Here is a 20,026-nt window from a genome sequence, read left to right as displayed (position 1 = left end):
GTCAGTGGTGTGGGCGAATTTCATGATGGCGGCGAGCCTTCCGTATCGGCGATTTCGGTCCATACGATTCGGATGCTCCCACGTCCGAAACGCTCGAGGTCTCGGGCGACGATGTCCCGGATTCGTTGCAGCGCTGGCGGATCGGCGGCATTGATGCGAACGGTGAGTGTGCCCGCGTCGGCATGCAGAGTGCAGGTCCCCCACGGGGCGAATTGGACCATGGCGTCGTTGTCTGCGGTCTCGACGCTCAGACGGACGTCGGCGATATCGTTGCGGTGCAAACGCATTCGGTGGGCTCGCGGTGATGCCATCGCGTAGGCGTGGGTGCAGAATTGCTGCAAGTACCGGGGTCCCCGGTCGGTGGGAATGCAGGCTCGGATGGTTGGCATGCTGTATCACTTCCTAGTGATCGCGGCCAGCCACGCTGCAACACCGGCCGGGTCGGTGCGGATGTCGATGACGGCCGGGGCGAGGGAGTCGATTCGCCAGCCGTCGGCGAACGCGGTCTCGATGTCGGTGCGAGTGAGTCGGTGCGGGCCCCAGTCGCCCGGCTGCTTATCGCTGAATCCGAGCATGAAGTATTGCCCGCCGGGCGACAGCACCGCGGCGAGACTCTGGGCGTAAGCCGAGCGGGTTTCGGGCGGGAATATGTGGAACAGCCCGCAATCGAGGACGGTGTCGAAGGTTTCGCCGAGCTCGGCCAGCGCGAGGGCGTCATGGTGCAGGAAGCGGGCCTCGATTCCGCGTTCGCGGGCCTTGCGCTCGGCATGTCCCAAGGCGCGAACGGATTGGTCGACTCCGGTTGCTTCCAGACCCAGACCGGCGGCGAGAAGAGCGTGCTCGCCTGTGCCGCAACCGATATCGAGCACACGTCCGCTGAATGTACCGGCGGATGCCAGTCGCGCGAAGGCCGGTTGTGGGCGGTCGATGTCCCATGGAGGTTTGGAGTCGTAGAGATCGCGGGGGGATGCGGGCGAGGCGTGATTCGGGTTCGACATGAGACTCCTGGCGTTCGAGGTCGTGCGGGGTGAGCCACACGCCAATTTATCGAGACATCACGTCTATAGTCAAGAGGCAGTGTATCTATTCGGGTTGCAGTGTATGGTTCAACGGTGCCGAAGTTGTGGGACGACACGATCGATGCGCATCGCGCGCAGGTGCGCAATGCGGTGCTCGATGCTGCCGCGGAACTGGTGTTCGCGCAGGGGCTTCGGTCGGTGACCATGGCGCAGATCGCCGAACGGGCCGGGATCGGCCGGGCGACGCTGTACAAGTATTTCCCCGATGTGGAGACGATCCTGCGCACCTGGCACGCCCAGCGCATCGATACCCACATCGCGGAGCTCGTTCGCGTACGTGACGGCGCCGGCAGCCCGAGCGCACGGCTGCAGGCCGTGCTGACCGCGTACGCCGATATCGCCCACCAAACCCGCAGTCACGACCGGGAAGTGGTGACATTTCTACACCCCGACGATCGAATCGCGAACGCGCACAAGCAGTTACAGAATCTGGTTCGGCACCTGATCGTTGAAGGCGTGGAAACAGGCGAACTTCGCGATGATGTCGACCCCGATGTGCTGGCTGCCTATTGTTTGAACGCCCTGGCGGCGGCCGCTGAATTGAGCGGTGGCGTGGTGCCGGATCTGGTCGCGATCACCATCGCCGGGCTACGCCCCGCATGACAGTAGTTTCCTGTGCGAGAGTCGATCGCTGGTGCGCGTTACGAGCGCGTGGATGCTTCCTCGCTATCAGCGGAGGCCGGCGATTGCCGCCTGGAACCGCTGAGCGCATTCTTACGGTGGAGCCGTGATCGAGGCCCATCCAGTTCCCTCGCCTCCCGGGCACGTCAGCCAGCTATCGGGCCGGCCAAGGAGTTCCAGGAATTCGAGGATTACCAGAACCAGCTGCGGCGCTGCCTCACCGAGGAAAGTCTGCCGCTCGACAGCCGGGTCGCCGGTGCACTGATCCCCTACCTCTTTCCGGGTAAACCGCCGACCCGACCCCGCCACACCCGTTCTCTGCGCCAGTCGCTCACCGACAACTGACTGCCCAGCCTTGTGCACGCAACACCGCGATGATGACCATCATCGCCGAGCTGCCGCCGGCGGTGGTTAGTGACCTCCTTGGAATCCACCCGGGTACGGCCGCGCGATGGGCGCAGATTGCCCAGTGAGGGTGGGCCTACTACCTTGCTGCAGGCTGCCCGAGTAGAGCGAGCGCCGGCCGTCAGGGCCGATAGGCACCCTCCGGGAACAATGTCCCGACGGAGCGCACCGCGAGCAAGGCGCGCGTCGAAAGAAGACCGCGGGGCTGCTGCACGGAGAGGTCAAACTGTCACCCGATCGTGCAGCAGCCCCCGCCCAGTCTCTCGGGCTGTCTCCTCCCCATACAGCGTGGCTAGGGTGAGGACGCCCTCGCAGCAGGTCGATGCCTGTCACCCGTGTCTTAAGGGCGTTTCCGCGGTCCTTGTTCCCTTGCCTGATAGCTCGGCTTCGACCACGCACGTCAGTAGGGCGATCGTGTGGAGGCTATTGCCTCGCAATTCGCGGAAAGCCTCGAGAAAGTCCGCACCTACGGTCCCAGCTAGCTCGACTGATGGACCGGCGAAATTGGGCCGTAGGTCCCTGGCAGCGAGCCCGGTGGGCGACGACAGTGAAGGCAGCGGCTCCTACATGTGAGGAAGTGACGAGAAGTGAGTATCGCTCGACGTATGGCCTTGTTGTTCCGGGTCAAGACCAACAAGCTGCTCGATCGCACCGAGGACCCCCGTGAGGTGCTCGACTACTCGTATCAGCGTCAGTTGGAGATGCTCGCGCAGGTGCGGCGTGGGCTGGCTGATGTCGCGACCAGCCGCAAACGCATCGAATTGCAGGAAAGCCAACTCCATCAGTCCGCCGGCCGTCTGCAGAGCCAGGCCCAGCAGGCCGTCACCCAGGGACGCGACGACCTGGCCCGAGAGGCGCTGACACGGCGTGCGGCGACCCTTGCCCAGATCGAGCAGCTGTGGCCGCAATACGAGGACTTGGCGGCCCAGGAGGCCAAGCTCACCACCGCCTCGCAACGGTTGCAGGCGAAGGTGGAGGCGTTCCGGACCCGCAAGGAGACGATCAAGGCCACATACACGGCCGCTGAGGCGCAGACCAAGATCAGCGAGGCTGTTACCGGCATCTCGGAGGAGATGGGTGATGTCGGGCTGGCGATCCAGCGCGCCGAGGACAAGACCGCGCAGATGAGTTCGCGCTCGCAAGCGCTGGACGAGTTGATCGCCTCCGGCGCGTTGGAGGATGCCACTGCTCCGGTCGGGCAGCGTGACGATATCCAGGCCGCGCTCGATGCGAGCCGTGGTAGCGATGTCGATGCCGAGCTGGCTCAACTGAAGAGCACACTCACGCCGGCGATCGAGGCGAATCCGCAGGAGAGGCCGCAATCATGATTGTTCGTATTCTCGGTGAAGGTCAGTACAGTCTCGATGACGCCCGCCTTCCCGACCTCAACGAACTGGACGACGAGCTGTTGCAGGCAGCCGACGCGGGAGACGACTCCGGGTTTTCGCTGGTCCTGGGTCGGATGCTGGCCGCTGTCCGCGATCTTGCCACCCCGGTAGCCGACGACGCGCTGGTCGCCTCGGAGCTGGTTCTTCCCAGTGCGGATATGCCGTTGTCCGAGGTGCGCGCGATGCTGCGCGACGACGGACTGATTCCGGGATAATCGGTATGCGTACTCGTTTCCGGCCGGATCATCGGCTCACGGCCCGAATGGGGTTGACCATGTTCTTGCTCGGCTTGCTCTATGTCGTGTTCATCGCGGCGCTGGTGGTGTTGATCAAGTCGGTCGTGGTGGTCGTGGTGATCGTAGGTGGGCTGCTGTTCGCGCAGTTCTGGTTCTCCGATCGGATCGCTCTGTATGCGATGCGGGCGCGTGTAGTCACGGCTGAGGAGGCACCGCAGTTGCACGGCATCATCGATCGGCTCTGCGCGACCGCGAATATGCCCAAACCGCAGGTCGCCATCGCGGATCTCGATATGCCCAACGCGTTCGCCACCGGTCGCCGTCCGCGCCGCGCGGTCGTCGCGGTCACCACCGGCCTGCTGCAGCGGCTCGACGCCGATGAGCTCGATGGTGTTCTGTCGCACGAGCTTTCGCACATCGCCCACCGGGATGTGGTGGTGATGACCACAGCGTCGTTCATGGGCGTGCTCGCGGGCCTCATCGCACGGTTCACGCTGTACTCCGCGATGTTCGGTGGCGGCGGTCGTGATCGCCGTGATGGCGACAACTTGTTTCTCGTCGTCCTGGCCGTGATGGCGGTGTCCGCGGCCGTCTACGCGATCAGTTTCCTGCTGATCCGAGCGCTGTCCCGGTATCGCGAGCTGGCCGCCGACCGAGCCGGCGCGATCCTCACCGGGCGCCCGTCCGAGCTGGCTTCGGCGCTGACCAAGATCAGCGGGGACATCGGCCGCATTCCCAGTCGCGACCTGCGCACCGAACAGCCGTTCAATGCGTTCTTCTTCGCCCCCGCGCTGGGTGCCGGGGCCACCTGGTCGACGCTGTTGTCCACCCATCCGAGCCTTCAGCAGCGACTGGACCAGCTCGGTACGCTGGCTACCGAACTCGGGCAGGAAAGCTGAGACCGGGATGGGGTTCCTCGACGCGCTGCTGGGCCGCAGCAAACCGGTGCAGCCGAATCTCGATGTATTGTTCGCCATTCCACCCGCTGCCTACACCCTGCAAGCCGCACTCGATGTCCATCCAACCGGGGCCGGGGCTGTGTGCTTCAAGCAGGCCGAGGGCGCCGGCGCACGACAGTCCGAGGCGGAGATCCTCGCTCTGCTGCACCTCGAGCCGACCACCGCGGTGGCGGTGACGACCGACGGATTCGGCTACACCTGGATCACCTGCCGACAGGACATTGCCGACCTGTCCGCGTTGGTGACCGCGCTGCACGCTGTCAATTCCACTCTGTCCGACAACGGTTTCGGCCCGAACTTGCTGTGTACCGTCATCGGCTTCGCCACCGCTGACGCTCCGCCACACCGGCTCGGGCTGGTTTACCTGTTCAAACGGGGCACCATCTACCCGTTCGCGCCCTCCGGGGAGCAACGCCGCGACAACACCTTTGAATTGCAGGTCCGCGCGGCGCTTTCCGGCGAACTCCCCATCGAAGCCGAACTCGAGCACTGGTTTCCACTGTGGGATGCGCCCGTGCCCTGAGGTCGCCTGCGTGAGTGATTCCGGTCATCGATGTGGCCCAGACGCCGTTCCGGGAAGGGGCGGACGACGGCCGCAGGTTCCGCGGTCAGGAATCTTGCAGATCCCGGCGGGAGAATGCGTAGGCTCCGGCGGCCGCTGCCGCGATACCGACGGCTGTGAGCACGGCACCGGTGTTCCAGGTCACCGCTTCGGCCGGCGCACGGGATACATGGTGGAGTACCGACAGTTCCAGCAGCCAGTGGTTCAGGCCGAGGCTGGCGCCGATGATTTCGAGCAGGAACGACCAGGCGACAACTGTGTAGGTGACGAAGCCTGCGAATCGTGGCAGCAGTCCGTGTGCGAGGGTTCCGATGCCCAGGACGAGGATGCCGACAGGGATGACGTTGATACCGGCGGCCAGCAAGGTACCGAAGCTCAATCCGGCGTTGGTCACGGCGGTCCCGGCCCAGACGAAGACGCCGGCGGTTGTTCCGAGTCCGGCCAGGACTGTGACGGATACGACGAATCGTTGTGCCAGCCACGGCGTCCGGGCAACCGGTCGGGCGAGGAGGTGATCGATGCGGCCGGTCGCTTCCTCTTCGCGGGTTGCGTTGACCTGTCCGCGGCGGTCATTGCGATCAGGAAGGCGATGATCGTGAAGGAGACACCGAGATACACCGCACCTCCTCGAGCGTGCGCGATGGCGACGAACAGGCCGCCGGTCTGGTTGGCCCAGATGTCGGCGGAGCCCTTGGCGATGAGTCCGACGACGAAGCCGCCGACCGCGAGCCCCACGCCCCACCCGAGCACGGTGCCTCGCTCAAGCCGATACGCCAGTCCCGTTGTGCCGGTAAGCAGTCGGGTATGGGCCGGGGCGGTGTCGCGGCCGGGCAGGATTCCGGTGTTGAGGTCGCGGGCGCCGGCGACCGCGATCGTCGCCACCACCAACACGGTGACGGTGGCGGCGATGGCCAGCAGCGGTGGCCAGTGGCTGCGAATGAATGGATGAGTCTCATCGACCCAGCCCAAGGGGGTGGCCCAGCGCAGCCAGCGCAGTGAGGTCGAGCTGTAGGCAATGACTCGGACCAGGTAGGCCATGCCGAACACTGCTCCCGCCAGCGCGGCCGCCTGCCTGCGAGTGCTCGCCAGCTGGCTGCACAGCGCCCCGACTGCGAGGAATACCGCCGCCGCGGCAGCTGTAGCCGCAGCCGCGAAAAGCGCTGTGGCAACCGAGAATCGAGCATCATGGTAACGCCCGGTCGCAGCGTAGATCGCCGCTGTGACCGCCCAGAGCGTCAGCCACGCGATGCCGAGGCCGGCCAGTGCGGCTGCCGCCGCACGACGGGGTGTGGTCGCACCGGCGAGCAGCACCTCCCAGCGGCCGGAGTCCTCTTCACCGCGTAGCGCGCGGGTGGCGGCCAGCAGCCCCCACGCCGCGCCGATGATTCCCAGCACGCCGACCGCGTGCGTGGCGGCATATCCGGCCGGAGTATCGATGTCGGGTGAGGGTCCGAACAGTGCTGTGATGCCGATGTTGGTGCCCATCATCGCGACCAGGCGCGCCCGGTCCGCGGCCGTCGGGTACTCCTTGGCGAATTGGATCACCTCCAACCAGGTGACCACACCGAACACCGCCTCCCAGATCACCGCTCCCCCGATTGTGCTGCGGGCGGCCAGCCACATCGGCACCCGGGCCGAGACTCGTTCGGGGGCCAAGGGAATTTGGCAGGTATTCCGTTGCCCAGATACCAGGGATTCAACGGCCATGGGAGACTGCCTCCTCGGTCGTGGCGGTCGATTCGGTGCCGTAGCGTTCGAGGAACAGCTCCTCGAGGGAGGGGCTCACGACTGAGCAGCTGTGTCACCCGAGCGGCGGTGAGCCGTTCCAGCAGCGGTTCGACCGGGCCACGGGCATGTAGCCGCACGCGGTTACCGTCGACCTCGATGCCGCTGACACCGGGAACCTGGGAAGATTCGGCGGCGTCCCGGTGAAGGTGGCCTCGATCGACAGCGCCGCCAGATGCCGCATGTCGGCCAGCGTTCCGATTTCCACCAGACGCCCGCTGCGCAGGATCGCTACCCGATCGGCCAGCGATTCGACCTCACTGAGAATGTGCGAGGAAAGAAACACCGTCTGCTCGTTCGTTTTCGCTTCGGCCACGCAGGCGCGGAACTCGCGCTCCATCAGCGGGTCCAGTCCGGTCGACGGCTCGTCGAGTACCAGCAGATCCGCTCGGCTCATCAAGGCCGCGATCAACGCGACCTTCTGCCGATTGCCCTTGGAGTAGCTGCCGCACCCGCTTCGATGGATCGAGGGCGAACCGTTCGATCAGCTCGTCGCGGTAATCGGCATCGACGCGGGACTGCACGCGGCCGAGCAGGTGCAGCGTTTCTTCTCCGGTCAACCCGGGCCACAGATTGGTTTCTCCTCCCACGTACGCGAGGCGGCGGTGGACTTGGGGAGCGCAGCGGCGCACGTCACAACCAAAAATCTGCGCTTGGCCGGCACTCGGATGGAGCATGCCCAAAAGCAGCCGGATCGTCACTGTCTTGCCCGCCCCGTTCGGCCCCAGATAGCCCAGCACTTCGCCGCGGCGGACTTCCAAGTTCAACGCCGCCAGCGCGATGAGATTCCCGAACCGTTTGGACAGCCCCTCGGCCTGAATCGCGATCTCCATCGTCCGGCCTTCCTTTCAGCAGTGGGCTACCCGAAACACCAGGTCGGATCTTCCGCTTCTACTGATCGTCGTCCGGATCGGCAGTGCGATGGCAGGGACTTGAGTCGCTAATCGTGGTGGCGTCCGGCGTCCATGTAATGGCCTTGTCGGCCGGTTTGAGCGCCGTGCTGTTCGTCACGTTCGGTTCGAGCGCCTTTGGGGAAGGCATCGGCTTCCGAGTCCGTTCCATCCCGCCATCTGCATCGCCCCCGGCGCCGGATCCAGGATCAGTTCGGCCCCTCATCCACGCCCTCGGAGCGGATCGATCCCGCTGTTTTTCACCGTGCCGGGATATGGCGGACAGGGGTGATGCTGATGCGGTCGGCCACGGTGGCGCGGAAGTGTGGACAGGTGGTGAAGTCGTCGTGTTCGCAGCGCAGCGCGCCGTCGACGATCGCCAGTGCGGTCTGGGCGGCGGTGATTGTGGCGGCGAGTTGGTCACGGTGGCGGTGCAGGATTTCGCGTCGAGTATTGAGCGCCGTGGCGGTGATCATCTCTGCGATGGCGTCGAGGCCCAGCCCGGCTTCCTTCGCGCACAGGATGACCGCGATGCGGAAGATGTCGTCGTCGTGGTACCGGCGACGTCCCGCGCTGTCGCGGGCAGGTGTCACCAGCCCCAGCGACTCCCAGTGCCGCAACACGTGTGTGGCGAGCCCGAAAACGGCTGCGGCGTCTCCGATGCCGAGGTTGCGGCTACTTGACTTCATGTCGACATTAAGTCGCAGCATCGCTGGTATGTCCACACCACACAACACCAGCGAGCCTTCCCTGATCCGATTGCTGGATGCCTCCGAAACCTTGCCCAGCGCCAGCGCACTGCGTGCTACCTCCTATGATCTGCAGCGCTTGTCGGCGGGTGCGGCCGTGGTCGACGTGGGGTGCGGCACCGGCCGGGCCGCGGCGGAACTGCCGCAGCGCGGGATGCGTGTGGTCGGGGTCGACCTCAGTGAACAGATGCTCGCAGCGGCGCGGGATCGCTGGCCCGGTAACGACTTTCGGTGCGCCGACGCTACCGCGTTGCCGCTGCAGGATTTCTCGATGGACGGTTACCGCGCAGACAAGGTGTTTCACGAGCTCGCCGAGCCTGCCGCCGCGCTCACCGAAGCCCGGCGAGTGCTGGCTCCTGGGGACGTGTCGTGTTGGTCGGGCAGGACTGGGAATCGTTCATCATCGACTCCGACGACCCGGGGGTGACTCGTACGATTGTGACGGCCAGGGCAAGCGCCATCGTCAATCCCCGCATCGCCCGCGGTTACCGGAATGTGTTGCTGGACAACGGTTTCGTCGATGTCGCGGTGGGGTTGCCCTGAAAAAGTGGACGCAGTTAGCTTGCTTCAGGGGCAGCGTTGAGGGATCTCTCGTAGTCGATGGGTGAGAGCATCCCGATGGCCGAGTGTCGCCGCTGATGGTTGTAGAAATGCATCCAGTTGTCAACTGCGGCAATGAGTTCGCTCTTTGTAGCGAAGGTGTGTCTGTAGTAGCACTCGTGCTTGAAACTCGACCACAGGCTCTCGGCACCGGCGTTGTCCCAGCATTATCCGGCTAATCTGAGCTGATCTTGCTTCGTCGGAGGGGGTTTCCGGGTTATCCGGCTGATTTCTGGATGTCGGTGATGGTGGCGTCGAGTCGGGCGATGAGTTTGTGGTGGCGGTCGGCTTCGGTGATCCAGCCGCGGCGTTGGGCGTCTTCGGCGAGTTTTCGGGCGTCGGTGCGTTGGGCGGCGAGGATGGGCAGGTAGGTGGCGTCGGTGCGGAAGTTCGGGCAGTGTTCGCAGATGTTGGCGTAGGGGCAGGCGCCTTGGGCGGGTGCGCGTAGGCAGAAACCGCCAGCGAGACGGGATTTCAGAGTTGGTGTGTCGGTCCAGTCTTTGCTGCCGGTGATGTCAGTCAGCGGTAGCGCTTTGGTGCCGGCGGGGGTGGTCGGCAGCGCGGCGAGGTGGTCTTTGGCGAGGGTGAGGGCGCGTTCGTATTCGGTGCGGACGGTGGTGTCGAACAGTTTCCCGTAACGCAGGCTCATTTGCGCGGAGACGTGCCCGAGTAACGCCATCAGCGATTGCAGTGAGACGCCGGCGTTGACCAGGGCGGTGGCGTAGGTGTGGCGCAGTTGGTGCGGGGTGACGTGCCCGATCCTGGCGGCGGCCGCGGCGCGGTCGAGTTCGAGGCGGACGCCTTGCTGTGCGAGCCGGCTGCCGTGGTGGGTGAACAGGAACTGGGCCGGTTTCCCGGTGCGGGGATGGGTCAATGGCTGTCCGGGGCTGCGGATTTCGATGATCCGGTCGACGAGTTCGACGGCTTCCTCGTCGAGGGGGACCATCCGTTCGGTGTCGAGTTTGCCGAGCGGGACTTTCAGCCAGGCTCCCTCGCCGGGAATCTCGTGGACGCAGTCGATTTCGAGGTCGAGTAGTTCCCCGATCCGGAGTCCGCAAGCCGGTGCCAGCAGCAACGCTGAGGCGGCGAGTTCGTGTTCGCTGCAACGCAGAGCGTCGGTGAGCCGCCGGTCGGCGTCGACCGGGATGTAGCGTGGCAGCGGTTTGGGGAGGCGGGGAACGTCGTTGCGGAACAACAGTTTCCGGCTCGGTGCGTCGTTCCATCCCCATTCGGTGATCTCGGTGAGGAAGGTGTTGACCGCGACGACGCGGCGGGCATGGTCGGCGACGCCGATCGGTGCACCGGTCTTGCTGTTCACCGCGTCGGGCAGGCTGGCCAGCCAAGGCTCGATGTGGCGGCGGCGGTCCAGCTGCGCCAGCCGGGTCAGGGTGGGGTCGAGGTCGGTGAGGAACCGGCCGAACCCGGTGAGCCGGGTGGCCATGCTGGAGACGGTGTGGCGGGTGCAGGTGCCGCGTTTCGCGTTCAGGTAGTCGATCATCGCTGCGGCGATGGCCGGGGTGATGCCGTCGAGGCGGACCGCGAAGTCCCAGGGCCCGCCGGGGCGTGGTGGTTCGGGCAGGACCCCGAGGTGGAACAACACCAGGTGCGTGTTGGCGAGGGCGGCTTTGTAGTGGTGCCAGCCCTTGCCGGTGCGGGCCTGGCGCATCCGGCAGGCGTCGGCGAACTCGTCGAGATCGGCGACGGTGAGCTGGTGCAAGCGGCGGCCGGTCTGGATCAGCAGCCGCGCCGGCGCCTGGGACCCGGTCGCGGTGCGGACTCTTTGGGTGAATCCGAGTCTGTGTGCGGTGGTGAGGAATTCGGCGAGATCGCCGCCGATCGGGGAGGCGTCTATCTCGCGCCAGAGGCTGGAGATCTTGCGTTCGAGCAGATAGTCGTAGCCGGGACGCAGCAGGTTGTGCAGCATCAGGAAGGTGATGAACGGCCGTGTCGACGAGTTCGCCGACAGTCGGACCTCGAGCGGCTCATGGGCCCAGTCCTGCGGGTGCGGCCATTGCTGCATGAATGTGCGGGCCGAACTGTAGTAGGGGGCGCTGCCGCGGCCGCTGCGGGCCAGTTCGGCCAGATAGAGGTGGTAGATGTCGTCGGCGTCACTCCTGGCGGCGAATACGTGCGCGAGCGGCATCGAATTCCTCCTTCACCCTCTTGGGCGCCAAGTAGATGTAGCGGGTGGTGGTGTCGACGTGGGTGTGCCCGAGCAGTGCCTGCATCACCGACAGATCGACCCCGGCTTCGGCCAGGGCGGTGCCGAACGAATGCCGCAACGCGTGCGGATGCCCGGCCGTGACACCCGAAAGCTGCCGGTGGTAACGAAATATCGTCCGCAACCCGGCCGCGGTGAGTGGTTGTCCCCGGTTCGGGCCCTTCGCGACCAGAAACAAACGTGCAGAGCGTGATTCGGGACGTTCGGTGAGCAGATAGTCCTGGATCACGCGCGCCAGATCCGCGTCGAGCGGGACGGCGCGTTCTTTGGCGCCCTTGCCCCAGACCCGGATCCAGCCGCGGCCGATATCGACATCGGCGATCTCCAAGGCCAGCACCTCACACGACCGCAACCCGCAGTAGAGCATGAGCCCGGCGATCGCGCGGTCACGCCAAGTCCGCAGACTCCCCAGCAGCCGAGCCGCCTCCGACACCGCCAACGGCCTGGGCAGCCGGCGTGGTTCCCGCAACCGCAGTGCCGATCGTGGGCGCGGTTTACGCACCAGATGCGCCAGCAATCCGGTCTTCTCGCCCGGGACGAATCGTTGCGCGTCAAGACCTTTCGGCACCGGACTCCGCAACGTCGGGTCGCGCATCGCGCGGAAGGCGAACAACCCCGACACCGCCACCAGCCGCCGGTTCACCGTCGCCGCGGCATACCCGTCCAGCCGTCGGCCCGCCAGATCCACCACGTTCGGACCCGGCCGACCCGGCAACCTCGCGGCCCGGCACGCAGCCAGAAACCGCAGCAGCACCGCCGTGGTCACATCCTCGATCGACAGTCCTTCGCCGAGTAGCCACCGTCCGAACATCACCAGATCGAACCCATAGGCCCGCAACGTCTTCGGTGAATAGTTGCGATCAGCCAGATAACCCAGATACTCGTCGACCAGGCCCAGACCATCGGCACCCGGTCCGGCCAGAAACCATCGCCCGTCCTCGTGTTCCAGGCGCAGTCGATCACGGTTGTCCGTGCTCATGCCCGACAGGTCTACTCCGGCTCAGCCGACACGCAGTCACACGAATCGCCGGACACACCCGTAGCCCCCTTGACCAGGGAATCGATGGACATTAGCCGGATAAGGGGCATATGCCGGTCGCGCCGGCCGAACGCAGCAAACCGTGCCGCGCGCACGCGCTGGCGGTCGCCGTGGCGGTGTATTGGGTGCCGCGGTCACTGTGCAGAATTGTCGACCGGCAGCGGCCACCACGGACGAACACCGCCCGATCGACCGCGGTGATGACCAACTCGGCCCGCATGTGATCGGCCAGGGCCCAGCCCAGTGCCCGCCGGGAGTGTTCGTCCCGGATCACGCACAGGAACATGTCGCCCTCGCCGCAGGTCAAGTAGGTGATGTCCGACGACCAGACCATGTCGGGACGTCCACGGTCGAAGCGGCGCCCGACCAGGTCGGGCGGGAATTCCGCGACCGGATCGACCACGGTGGTGGTCTTGAACGAGCGCGGGCTGATGCCCTCGATCCCAAGATCGGCCATGATCGCCGCGACGGTGTTCTTCGACATCCGCTCGCCCTCGGCCCGCAGGTCCGCAGTGATGCGTGGAGACCCGTAAGTGCCGCGTGAAGCTCTGTGGTGAGCAAGGATTTTCACCTCCAGATCGCGGCGCCGTTGCAGTCGCGGTGACAGCTGCGGATCGGCGCGCACCTGCAGGAATCGGTAGTAGCCGGAGGTCGAGACGGCGAGTAGTTCGGCCATCCGGGTCACATCATGGTCGGCGCACTCTGCCGCCATGAGCTCGAACCTGCTCACTTTGGATGCCGTGCCGCAAAGTACGCCGAGGCTTTTTCCAGGAAAGCGATATCTTTCGCCTGCTCTGCCACCTTCGCGCGCAACCTGATCAACTCCGCACGCTCATCGGCTGAAAGCGGTTGACCTCCAACATCATCGGGTCGCCGACCACCAGAGCCGGCCTGCCCGGCCGCAGCCATGCGGCGCCGCTCCTCACGCACCCACTTGTGCAGCAGGTTCTCGTGCACGTCCAGTTCACGGGCGATCTCACGCACCGACCGGCCGGAATCGATCACCCGGTGCGCCGCTTCCACCCGGTACTCGGGTGAATACGATCGACGCGGACGAGGCATGGTGAACATCCTTCCAGGGACCCACGGTCCCGCTATCTCGGATGTCCACTACTTCAGGGGAGCCCCACGGTGGAGGTTCACGCGGTGGTGTTCGTCGATGAGCTGATGGTGCCGATGCTTTCAGGTCTGGCTGAGAATGCTTGCGCTGCCGGGGCCGTCACCCGTGAGCAGGCGGACAGCTGGATCGCCGAGCAAACCCATCGCGGCCGCAGTGACCGGTTGATGCTGGCCATGCCACTGTTTTTCGCCGCCGCTACCAAACCTTCTGTCCGGTCGCGGTGACCATCGCCCCATGCCAGACCGGCGGCGGGGCCCGGCGACCAGTGCGGTAGCGCAAGCACACCTCGTCACCGTCGGCGGGGGTGATCGCGTCGATGCGCTCGGCGTTATCCGGTGTGGTCGGGGAGTCGGAGTCGTTTGAGGGCCAGTGCGTTGACGGCGACGATGATGCTGGATCCGGACATGGACATGGCGGCGATTTCGGGGCGCAGGGTGAGTCCTATGAGTGGTTCGAATACTCCGGCGGCGATGGGGAGGGCGAGGGTGTTGTAACCGACGGCCCAGCCGAGGTTTTGGTGCATTTTGCGGAGGGTGCCGCGGCCGATGCGCAACGCGGTAGGTACGTCGAGGGGATCGGATCGCATCAGTACCAGGTCGGCGGTTTCGATGGCGACGTCGGTGCCGGCGCCGATGGCGATGCCGAGGTCGGCTTGTGCGAGGGCGGGGGCGTCGTTGACGCCGTCGCCGACCATGGCGACTTTGCGGCCGCCGGTTTGTAGTTCGGCGATGCGGGCGGCTTTGTCGCCGGGCAGGACTTCGGCGATCACGGTGTCGATGCCGAGGCCGGCGGCGATACGGTCGGCGGTGGCTTGGTTGTCGCCGGTGAGCATGACGACTTCGATGCCGAGATCGTGTAGTTCGCGTACCGCGGCCGCGGAGGTGTCGCGGGCTGCGTCGGCGATGGCGATCACTGCGGCGGCCTTGTCGTCGACGGCTGCCAGCACGGCGGTGTGACCGGTTGCGGCCAGACGGTCCCGGGCTGTGGCCAACTCGCCCAGCTCGATTCCCTCGCGTTCGAACAGGCGCCGGTTGCCGATGACGACGCGGCGCCCGTCGACCGTGGCGATGGCGCCGTGGCCGGGCACATTTTCGAACCGCTCTGCTGTCGCGGTGGTGGCACCGTGGGCGTCGGCGTAGCCGACGACGGCTTGGGCGAGGGGGTGTTCGGATTCTCGTTCGACGGCCGCGAGCAGGCCCAGAAGTTCGGTGTCGTCGCCGGCGTAGCCGTCGGTGACGATCTCGGTGACCTCGGGTTCGCCCTTGGTGAGGGTGCCGGTTTTGTCCATCACCACTATCTGCACGTGAGCCGAGGATTCAAGGGCCATCGCGTTCTTGAACAGCACGCCGCGTTTGGCGCCGAGCCCGGTGCCGACCATGATCGCGGTCGGGGTGGCCAGGCCGAGAGCATCGGGGCAGGTGATCACGACGACGGTGATCGCGAACAGCATCGCTTTCGCGAAGCCGGCCCCGGCCAGCAGCCACACCCCCAGGGTGAGGCCACCGCCGAGCAGGGCGACCAGGACCAGCCAGAACGCGGCGCGGTCGGCCAGCTTCTGTCCGGGGGCTTTGGAGTTCTGGGCCTGTTGGACGAGGTTGACGATCTGTGCGAGCGCGGTGTCGGCGCCGATTTTGGTGGCGCGCACGCGCAGCGTGCCGTTGGCGTTGATGGTCGCGCCGATCACGGGGGAGCCGGGTTGTTTGTGTACCGGCAGGCTTTCACCGGTGACCATCGATTCGTCGACCTCGCTGTCACCGTCGGTGACTACTCCGTCGACGGCGATCTTTGTGCCCGGCCGCACCAGCAGCATGTCACCGACGACGACCTCGGACGTGGGGATCTCGACCTCGGCGCCGTCGCGGATCACCAGTGCTTTCGGTGGCGCCAGGTCGAGCAGGGTGCGGATCGCGTCGTTGGCGCCGCCGCGGGCGCGCATCTCGAACCAATGTCCCAGCAGCACGAATGTGGCCAGCATCGTGGAGGCCTCGTAGAACACCTCGCCGCCACCGGTGAGGGTGATCGCCAGCGAATACAGCCAGCCCGCGCCGATGCCGACCGCGACCAGCACCATCATGTCCAGGGTGCGGGCTCGCAATGCCTGCACCGCGCCGGTGAAGAAGATCGTCGAGGAATAGAAAATCACCGGCAGGCTCAGCAGCAGCGCCCAAATGTCTTGGCGCACACCGAAAGGCGTCGGCAGATGGAGCCCGAACATGTCGGTGGCCATCGGCGACCACGCCATCACCGCCAGCGAGAACACCGCCGACACAATGAACCGGTTACGCATGTCGGCAGCCATCGCCGCCATCGACATCCCCGCGTGACCGGCGTGACCGCCATGCTCCATCTCGGCGTGACCGGCATGCTCCATTCCCGCGCGCCCAGCATGATCCATTTCGGCGTGGCCGGTCGCTGTGGTTCTGTCCGCCGCGTGATCCGGTGTGGGTGGTTGTGTGCTCGGCTCGAGCATCGGGTCGCAGACGTGGGCGGGCACGGATTGGCCGGCGCAGTGAAATCCGCAGTCTCGCACCCAGTTACGTAGCTCGGCCAGTGAGGTGCGGTGCGGGTCGAACGTCACGGTCGCGGTCTGCGCCACCGGATTCGGCTCCACCGACACGACACCCGGGCGGCGCCCGAGCGCGGCGGTCACCACATTCTGCTGGCTCGCCCACTCGACGCCACTGACATCCAATACCGCGGTGCTACGCCCGGATTCGCCGACCATCACGTTCTCCTCGCTCAGTCTCACCGACGAATCGCACTATACCCTATGGGGGTATATGGCGGGTAGCTTCGTCGCTCCGGCTCGACCGCGTCGGCGCCTCGGTAGCGCCGGGGCGGGTTGTCCATCTCTTGGGTGCGTGGCTGCGGTTATGCAGCTGTGCCGGTCCCGAGCGTCTTCGTGCGCCGGATGTATTCCTCTTCGTCGATCTCGCCCCGTGCGTAGCGTTCGGCGAGGATCTGCTGGGGGGTGGGCCCATGTGGTTGCAGCGGAGGGTTCGAGATGGCTGAGCTGCTGCTGCCGCTGTAGCGGACCAGGGCCACGATGCCGGCCACAATGAGCGCCCAGAAGATCACCATGCCGATGATCATCAGGCTGTAGCCCCAGCCGCTCATGCCGTTGCCGTACCACATCATCATCGCCGTCTCCTTCGCGTCATTCGCTGGTTGCTGTTCATCGTGCCGGGCCGCGTCGCGTTCGAATACGGCCGAACGGCCCTCGAGCGGTGGACCGCAGTCCCGCCCGGCTGCGGGGGAAGCCTTACATGTGCATCGGGCAGATGCCTTGCTGGTGCAGCCACATCATGCTCGAGTGCATGACCTGAATCATCGGCGATTGCATGTCCACGGTTCATCTCCTTGCTCAACCTGGCCGTGCCGGACGGCACTACTCGCGCCTTACCCAGTGCGTGGCAGGGCAACACGTGGGGTGGGTCAGTCGCGGTCGGGACGGCCCATGCCGCCCATCATCATCGCCATCATCAAGAGGCACGCGAGTGCGACGACGACAAATCCCGCCGGGATCACTCCGGTGACGACCAGGATCACTGCGATCGCCAGGATCGGCACGCAGCAGGCGATCATCATCCAGCGATGCCCCGACCCGCGGATCCCTCCGGGACCCGGCCCGGTCGACGGCTGTGGGCCGCTCACCGCGCAACTCGCATTGTTCGTGTGCTCATCATGAGCCTCCCTCCACCTGCCGCTCGAGCCGGATCGCTCGAACTCATTCCTCACCATGCCCAGCGACTGATCGGTGGACCAGAGCCCTCCGACGTTGATCGCGGGGCCGAAAGACCCGTGCGGTCAGCGTCTATCACGCTGGTGAGGGGTGTGTGCCCCTCCATGTCTGCATACCCCCCCGGGTGTAGGTTCGGGTACCGGTGAGGGCGGACATATGATGACCCGGTGACTACAGTGCACGACAGGCGCCGAGCCGCCCGGCTTGCCCAGGTGCTGAGCCTGTTCGTGCTGCTGTGCGGTCTCGCGGCGATGCACGCCGGAGTAACCGCTGCCGAAGTCGGCGGCCCCGATCGTGTCGACCATTCCATGTCGATGGTGTCTGTCATGCTCGGAGAACATGCCGAGCAGCACCACGCACATGAAGGTGGTGCGCCTCATCAGCATTCGGCCACTCACCTGTGTGTGTTCGTGCTGACCGACGCTGTGGGTGTCGCCGCGCTGGTGCTGTTCTTCTGGCTGGCAGTGACCGGCTGGTCGATGACGGCGACGCTGGCAGGTTGGCGGCGGCTACGCCGGCGTCATCCGCCGCCGTGGCTGTCACCGAGCTTGGCGGAACTGTCGATCCTGCGGATTTGACAGGTCACAGCCGTATCCGCAACCCGGCAACCCGGACGGGCCTTCCGGCTGGATCGACCCATGTCATCGACAGTTCCCACCCCTTCAGGAGCGCTCCTGCCGCCCACCCACTCTTCGTCTCCGGCACCGCTGAACAGGCGCCGCTTTCTCACCCTCACCGCAGGCACCGCGGCGGCGGCCGCGCTGGCAGCCTGCTCGAACACTCCCGAACGCCGCCGTGACCTCGTCTTGCCCGATTCGTCCGAGGTGAAGGCCGCCGAAGCTGCGCGCCGCGCCCTGACGCCCCGGCGCGGCAGGTGAGTCTGCAAGCCCGGCCCACCACCGTCGATCTCGGCGGAGTTTGAGGTCGAAACCTGGACATACGGCGGGCGGCTGCCCGGCCAGGAGATCCGCTTGGCCCGCGGCGAGGTCCTGCGCGCCGAGGTCACCAACATGCTCCCCGCGCCGACCACGATCCATTGGCACGGTATCGCGCTGTGCAACTATGGACGGCAGTCCCGACATCACTCAGCCCGCGATCGCCCCCCACAGCGGTTTTCGCTACGAGTTCACCACCCCCGATCCCGGCACGTACTGGTTCCATCCGCACGTCGGATTGCAATTCGACCGCGGGCTGTACGCGCCGCTGATCGTCGAAGACCCCGCCGACGGCCGCGACTACGACACCGAGGCCGTCATCGTCCTGGACGATTGGCTCGACGGCATCGGTGGCCGCACCCCCGACAAACAGCTGCGGCAGTTGCAGGCCAACGGTATGAGCGGCATGGGTGGCATGAACATGGGCGGCATGTCGATGCCCACCGACCCGAGCATCCCGCTCGGCAGCGACGCCGGCGACGTCAAGGACTACCCGTACTTCCTCATCAACGGCCGCACCGGCACCGACCCGGTCACCCTTCCCGGCAAGCCCGGTCAGCGGATGCGGTTGCGAATCATCAATGCCGGCGCCGATACCGCCTTCCGCGTCGCTGTCAGAGGCCACCGGTTACGGGTCACCCACACCGACGGCTACCCCGTCGTGGCGACCAGCACCGACAGTCTGCTCATCGGCATGGGCGAGCGCTACGACGCCGTCATCGATCTCGGCGACGGCGTCTTTCCTCTCATCGCCGCAGCCGAAGGCAAAGCGGGGCAGGGGTTCGCGCTCATCCGCACCGGTGGCGGCGCCGCACCCGCATCCGATGTGCGCCCGGCCGAGCTCACCGCCGCCCCGCTGACCGCGGACAAGCTCATCGCCACCGACAGCGCCCGGCTACCGCAGAAGAGCCCTGACCACACCCTCGATATCGCGCTCGGCGCCGACAACAGCCGACATATCTGGACCCTCAACGGCCGCACCTACGACCACCGCACGCCTCTGGACGTGACCGCCGGTCAACGGATCCGGCTGCGATTCACCAGACCGGGATGTTTCACCCGATGCATCTGCACGGCCACACATTCCAGCTCCGTACGCCCGCTGGAAACGGGCCCCGCAAGGACACCGTCATCGTCGGCTCGATGCAAACGGTCGAAGCCGACCTCGACACCAGCAACCCCGGCCAGTGGATGCTGCACTGTCACAACGCCTATCACCAGGAGGCCGGAATGATGACCGTCCTGTCCTACCTACGCTGACCGCGCGGCGGCCGAAGCTATCGCACGCGGGCACTCACATTTCGCGGAGGAGTGAGTCGCAGCAACCCCGGACTCAGCACGACCGTCCGGCGGCGGACGAGTCCGCCGACACCACGGGATTCGGCCGGATCCTGCTGTATTCCCTGAACGGGACCTGTCGGGTTCTGCGACCTATCGCGGCAGTCGGCTACCACGCAGCGCGACCTGGTCGAACAACGCCGCTGAACGCAGCGGCAAGACTTCTTCCTCACAGGGGTCTCGCTCCGGCAAAGCATGCCCGGCCCGCTGGCTCCACAGGTCGCGAGGTGGGGCGGCTACATGGGCTGCGGCGCGTTCAGCGCTTCGCGATCGACTCTAACGCGCCCTCTTTCGCGCTGGTCGGCGCCTCCGGCCACGACGATGCTGTGATGGAATACTGCAGTAGTCGAATATCTA

20 protein-coding genes and 4 pseudogenes are annotated in these 20,026 nt (G+C 65.9%); 10 read left to right on the top strand and 14 right to left on the bottom strand.

The features are described from left to right. Nucleotides 1–20: 20 nt before the first annotated feature. The gene (locus NA3_RS23205) at nucleotides 21–389 is read right to left on the bottom strand and encodes a DUF2218 domain-containing protein (protein ID WP_082976689.1); all 369 of its coding nucleotides are present in this window, start codon (nucleotides 387–389) and stop codon (nucleotides 21–23) included. Between the two features lie 6 nt (nucleotides 390–395). After that, nucleotides 396–998, bottom strand: a complete 603-nt coding sequence (locus tag NA3_RS23200) for a class I SAM-dependent methyltransferase (protein WP_062965775.1) — start codon at nucleotides 996–998, stop codon at nucleotides 396–398. A 114-nt stretch (nucleotides 999–1,112) separates the two neighbouring features. Here NA3_RS23200 and NA3_RS23195 point away from each other — a divergent pair, with 114 nt between their 5' ends. The 6 genes from NA3_RS23195 (at nucleotide 1,113) to pspAB (ending at nucleotide 5,211) form a co-directional block, all read left to right on the top strand. After that, nucleotides 1,113–1,682 (top strand): TetR/AcrR family transcriptional regulator, encoded by a 570-nt coding sequence (locus tag NA3_RS23195; RefSeq protein ID WP_062965774.1) that lies wholly within the window; start codon nucleotides 1,113–1,115, stop codon nucleotides 1,680–1,682. 12 nt (nucleotides 1,683–1,694) lie between these two features. Beyond that, nucleotides 1,695–2,045 carry a hypothetical protein gene (locus NA3_RS23190; protein ID WP_156769642.1) on the top strand — a complete coding sequence of 117 codons (351 nt, stop codon included), beginning with the start codon at nucleotides 1,695–1,697 and terminating at the stop codon, nucleotides 2,043–2,045. Nucleotides 2,046–2,710: 665 nt separating this feature from the next. Further along, nucleotides 2,711–3,433, top strand: a complete 723-nt coding sequence (locus NA3_RS23185) for a PspA/IM30 family protein (protein ID WP_062965772.1) — start codon at nucleotides 2,711–2,713, stop codon at nucleotides 3,431–3,433. Further along, nucleotides 3,430–3,708 (top strand): PspA-associated protein PspAA, encoded by a 279-nt coding sequence (pspAA, locus tag NA3_RS23180; RefSeq protein ID WP_062965771.1) that lies wholly within the window; start codon nucleotides 3,430–3,432, stop codon nucleotides 3,706–3,708. The genes NA3_RS23185 and pspAA overlap by 4 nt, the downstream gene beginning before the upstream one ends. A 5-nt stretch (nucleotides 3,709–3,713) precedes the next feature. Beyond that, nucleotides 3,714–4,628 carry a zinc metalloprotease HtpX gene (htpX, locus tag NA3_RS23175; protein ID WP_062965770.1) on the top strand — a complete coding sequence of 305 codons (915 nt, stop codon included), beginning with the start codon at nucleotides 3,714–3,716 and terminating at the stop codon, nucleotides 4,626–4,628. A 7-nt stretch (nucleotides 4,629–4,635) separates the two neighbouring features. Next, complete coding sequence (pspAB, locus tag NA3_RS23170) at nucleotides 4,636–5,211, top strand: PspA-associated protein PspAB (protein WP_062965769.1); 576 nt, start codon at nucleotides 4,636–4,638, stop codon at nucleotides 5,209–5,211. Between the two features lie 85 nt (nucleotides 5,212–5,296). Here the strand turns inward: pspAB and NA3_RS23165 are convergent, their stop codons facing one another. The 4 genes and pseudogenes from NA3_RS23165 to NA3_RS23150 form a co-directional block, all read right to left on the bottom strand. Beyond that, nucleotides 5,297–5,770: an efflux permease Rv1217c-related protein gene (locus NA3_RS23165; RefSeq protein ID WP_501193622.1), complete on the bottom strand. Its 474-nt coding sequence runs from the start codon at nucleotides 5,768–5,770 to the stop codon at nucleotides 5,297–5,299. 56 nt (nucleotides 5,771–5,826) lie between these two features. Next, nucleotides 5,827–6,735 (bottom strand): annotated as a pseudogene (locus NA3_RS23160) (efflux permease Rv1217c-related protein); the annotation flags it as partial. Nucleotides 6,736–6,946: 211 nt separating this feature from the next. Then, nucleotides 6,947–7,868: pseudogene (locus NA3_RS39505) on the bottom strand (ABC transporter ATP-binding protein). A gap of 317 nt (nucleotides 7,869–8,185) precedes the next feature. Beyond that, the gene (locus NA3_RS23150) at nucleotides 8,186–8,614 is read right to left on the bottom strand and encodes a MerR family transcriptional regulator (RefSeq protein ID WP_062965766.1); all 429 of its coding nucleotides are present in this window, start codon (nucleotides 8,612–8,614) and stop codon (nucleotides 8,186–8,188) included. Between the two features lie 28 nt (nucleotides 8,615–8,642). On the opposite strand from NA3_RS23150, the gene NA3_RS23145 reads away from it, so the two are divergent. Then, nucleotides 8,643–9,101, top strand: a complete 459-nt coding sequence (locus NA3_RS23145; RefSeq protein ID WP_062965765.1) for a class I SAM-dependent methyltransferase — start codon at nucleotides 8,643–8,645, stop codon at nucleotides 9,099–9,101. 130 nt (nucleotides 9,102–9,231) lie between these two features. Here NA3_RS23145 and NA3_RS39315 read toward each other — a convergent pair. From NA3_RS39315 to NA3_RS23125, 5 genes and pseudogenes are all read right to left on the bottom strand, one after another. Beyond that, a pseudogene (locus NA3_RS39315) lies at nucleotides 9,232–9,429 on the bottom strand (integrase core domain-containing protein); the annotation flags it as partial. A 62-nt stretch (nucleotides 9,430–9,491) separates the two neighbouring features. After that, entirely contained in the window at nucleotides 9,492–11,417 is a 1,926-nt protein-coding gene (locus NA3_RS23140; protein WP_062965764.1) for a tyrosine-type recombinase/integrase, read from the bottom strand. Beyond that, entirely contained in the window at nucleotides 11,383–12,474 is a 1,092-nt protein-coding gene (locus NA3_RS23135; RefSeq protein WP_062965763.1) for a tyrosine-type recombinase/integrase, read from the bottom strand. Before NA3_RS23135 ends, NA3_RS23140 begins: the two co-directional genes overlap by 35 nt. A 91-nt stretch (nucleotides 12,475–12,565) precedes the next feature. Beyond that, entirely contained in the window at nucleotides 12,566–13,246 is a 681-nt protein-coding gene (locus NA3_RS23130) for an IS3 family transposase (protein ID WP_082976687.1), read from the bottom strand. A gap of 14 nt (nucleotides 13,247–13,260) precedes the next feature. Beyond that, nucleotides 13,261–13,605 (bottom strand): transposase, encoded by a 345-nt coding sequence (locus tag NA3_RS23125; protein WP_156769640.1) that lies wholly within the window; start codon nucleotides 13,603–13,605, stop codon nucleotides 13,261–13,263. A gap of 60 nt (nucleotides 13,606–13,665) precedes the next feature. Between NA3_RS23125 and NA3_RS23120 the strand changes: the two genes are divergently transcribed. After that, nucleotides 13,666–13,878 carry a hypothetical protein gene (locus tag NA3_RS23120; RefSeq protein ID WP_062965761.1) on the top strand — a complete coding sequence of 71 codons (213 nt, stop codon included), beginning with the start codon at nucleotides 13,666–13,668 and terminating at the stop codon, nucleotides 13,876–13,878. Between the two features lie 104 nt (nucleotides 13,879–13,982). Here the strand turns inward: NA3_RS23120 and NA3_RS23115 are convergent, their stop codons facing one another. The 3 genes from NA3_RS23115 to NA3_RS37765 all read right to left on the bottom strand — a co-directional run bounded on the left by NA3_RS23115 (nucleotide 13,983) and on the right by NA3_RS37765 (nucleotide 17,242). Then, complete coding sequence (locus NA3_RS23115; protein WP_062965760.1) at nucleotides 13,983–16,379, bottom strand: heavy metal translocating P-type ATPase; 2,397 nt, start codon at nucleotides 16,377–16,379, stop codon at nucleotides 13,983–13,985. A gap of 146 nt (nucleotides 16,380–16,525) precedes the next feature. Next, the gene (locus NA3_RS23110; protein WP_062965759.1) at nucleotides 16,526–16,795 is read right to left on the bottom strand and encodes an SHOCT domain-containing protein; all 270 of its coding nucleotides are present in this window, start codon (nucleotides 16,793–16,795) and stop codon (nucleotides 16,526–16,528) included. A 294-nt stretch (nucleotides 16,796–17,089) separates the two neighbouring features. Continuing rightward, nucleotides 17,090–17,242 (bottom strand): hypothetical protein, encoded by a 153-nt coding sequence (locus NA3_RS37765; RefSeq protein ID WP_167355032.1) that lies wholly within the window; start codon nucleotides 17,240–17,242, stop codon nucleotides 17,090–17,092. 321 nt (nucleotides 17,243–17,563) lie between these two features. Here NA3_RS37765 and NA3_RS23105 point away from each other — a divergent pair, with 321 nt between their 5' ends. After that, nucleotides 17,564–17,974: a DUF6153 family protein gene (locus NA3_RS23105; protein WP_156769638.1), complete on the top strand. Its 411-nt coding sequence runs from the start codon at nucleotides 17,564–17,566 to the stop codon at nucleotides 17,972–17,974. A gap of 60 nt (nucleotides 17,975–18,034) precedes the next feature. Next, nucleotides 18,035–19,591, top strand: a pseudogene (locus tag NA3_RS39500) (multicopper oxidase family protein). Nucleotides 19,592–20,026 lie beyond the last annotated feature (435 nt).

Source organism: Nocardia africana NBRC 100379 (genome assembly GCF_001612635.1).
In the GTDB taxonomy this organism is placed as follows: Bacteria; Actinomycetota; Actinomycetes; order Mycobacteriales; family Mycobacteriaceae; genus Nocardia; species Nocardia africana.
The sequence above is the reverse complement of the archived record's forward strand: the minus strand, read 5'-3'. Positions and strand labels throughout refer to the sequence as shown.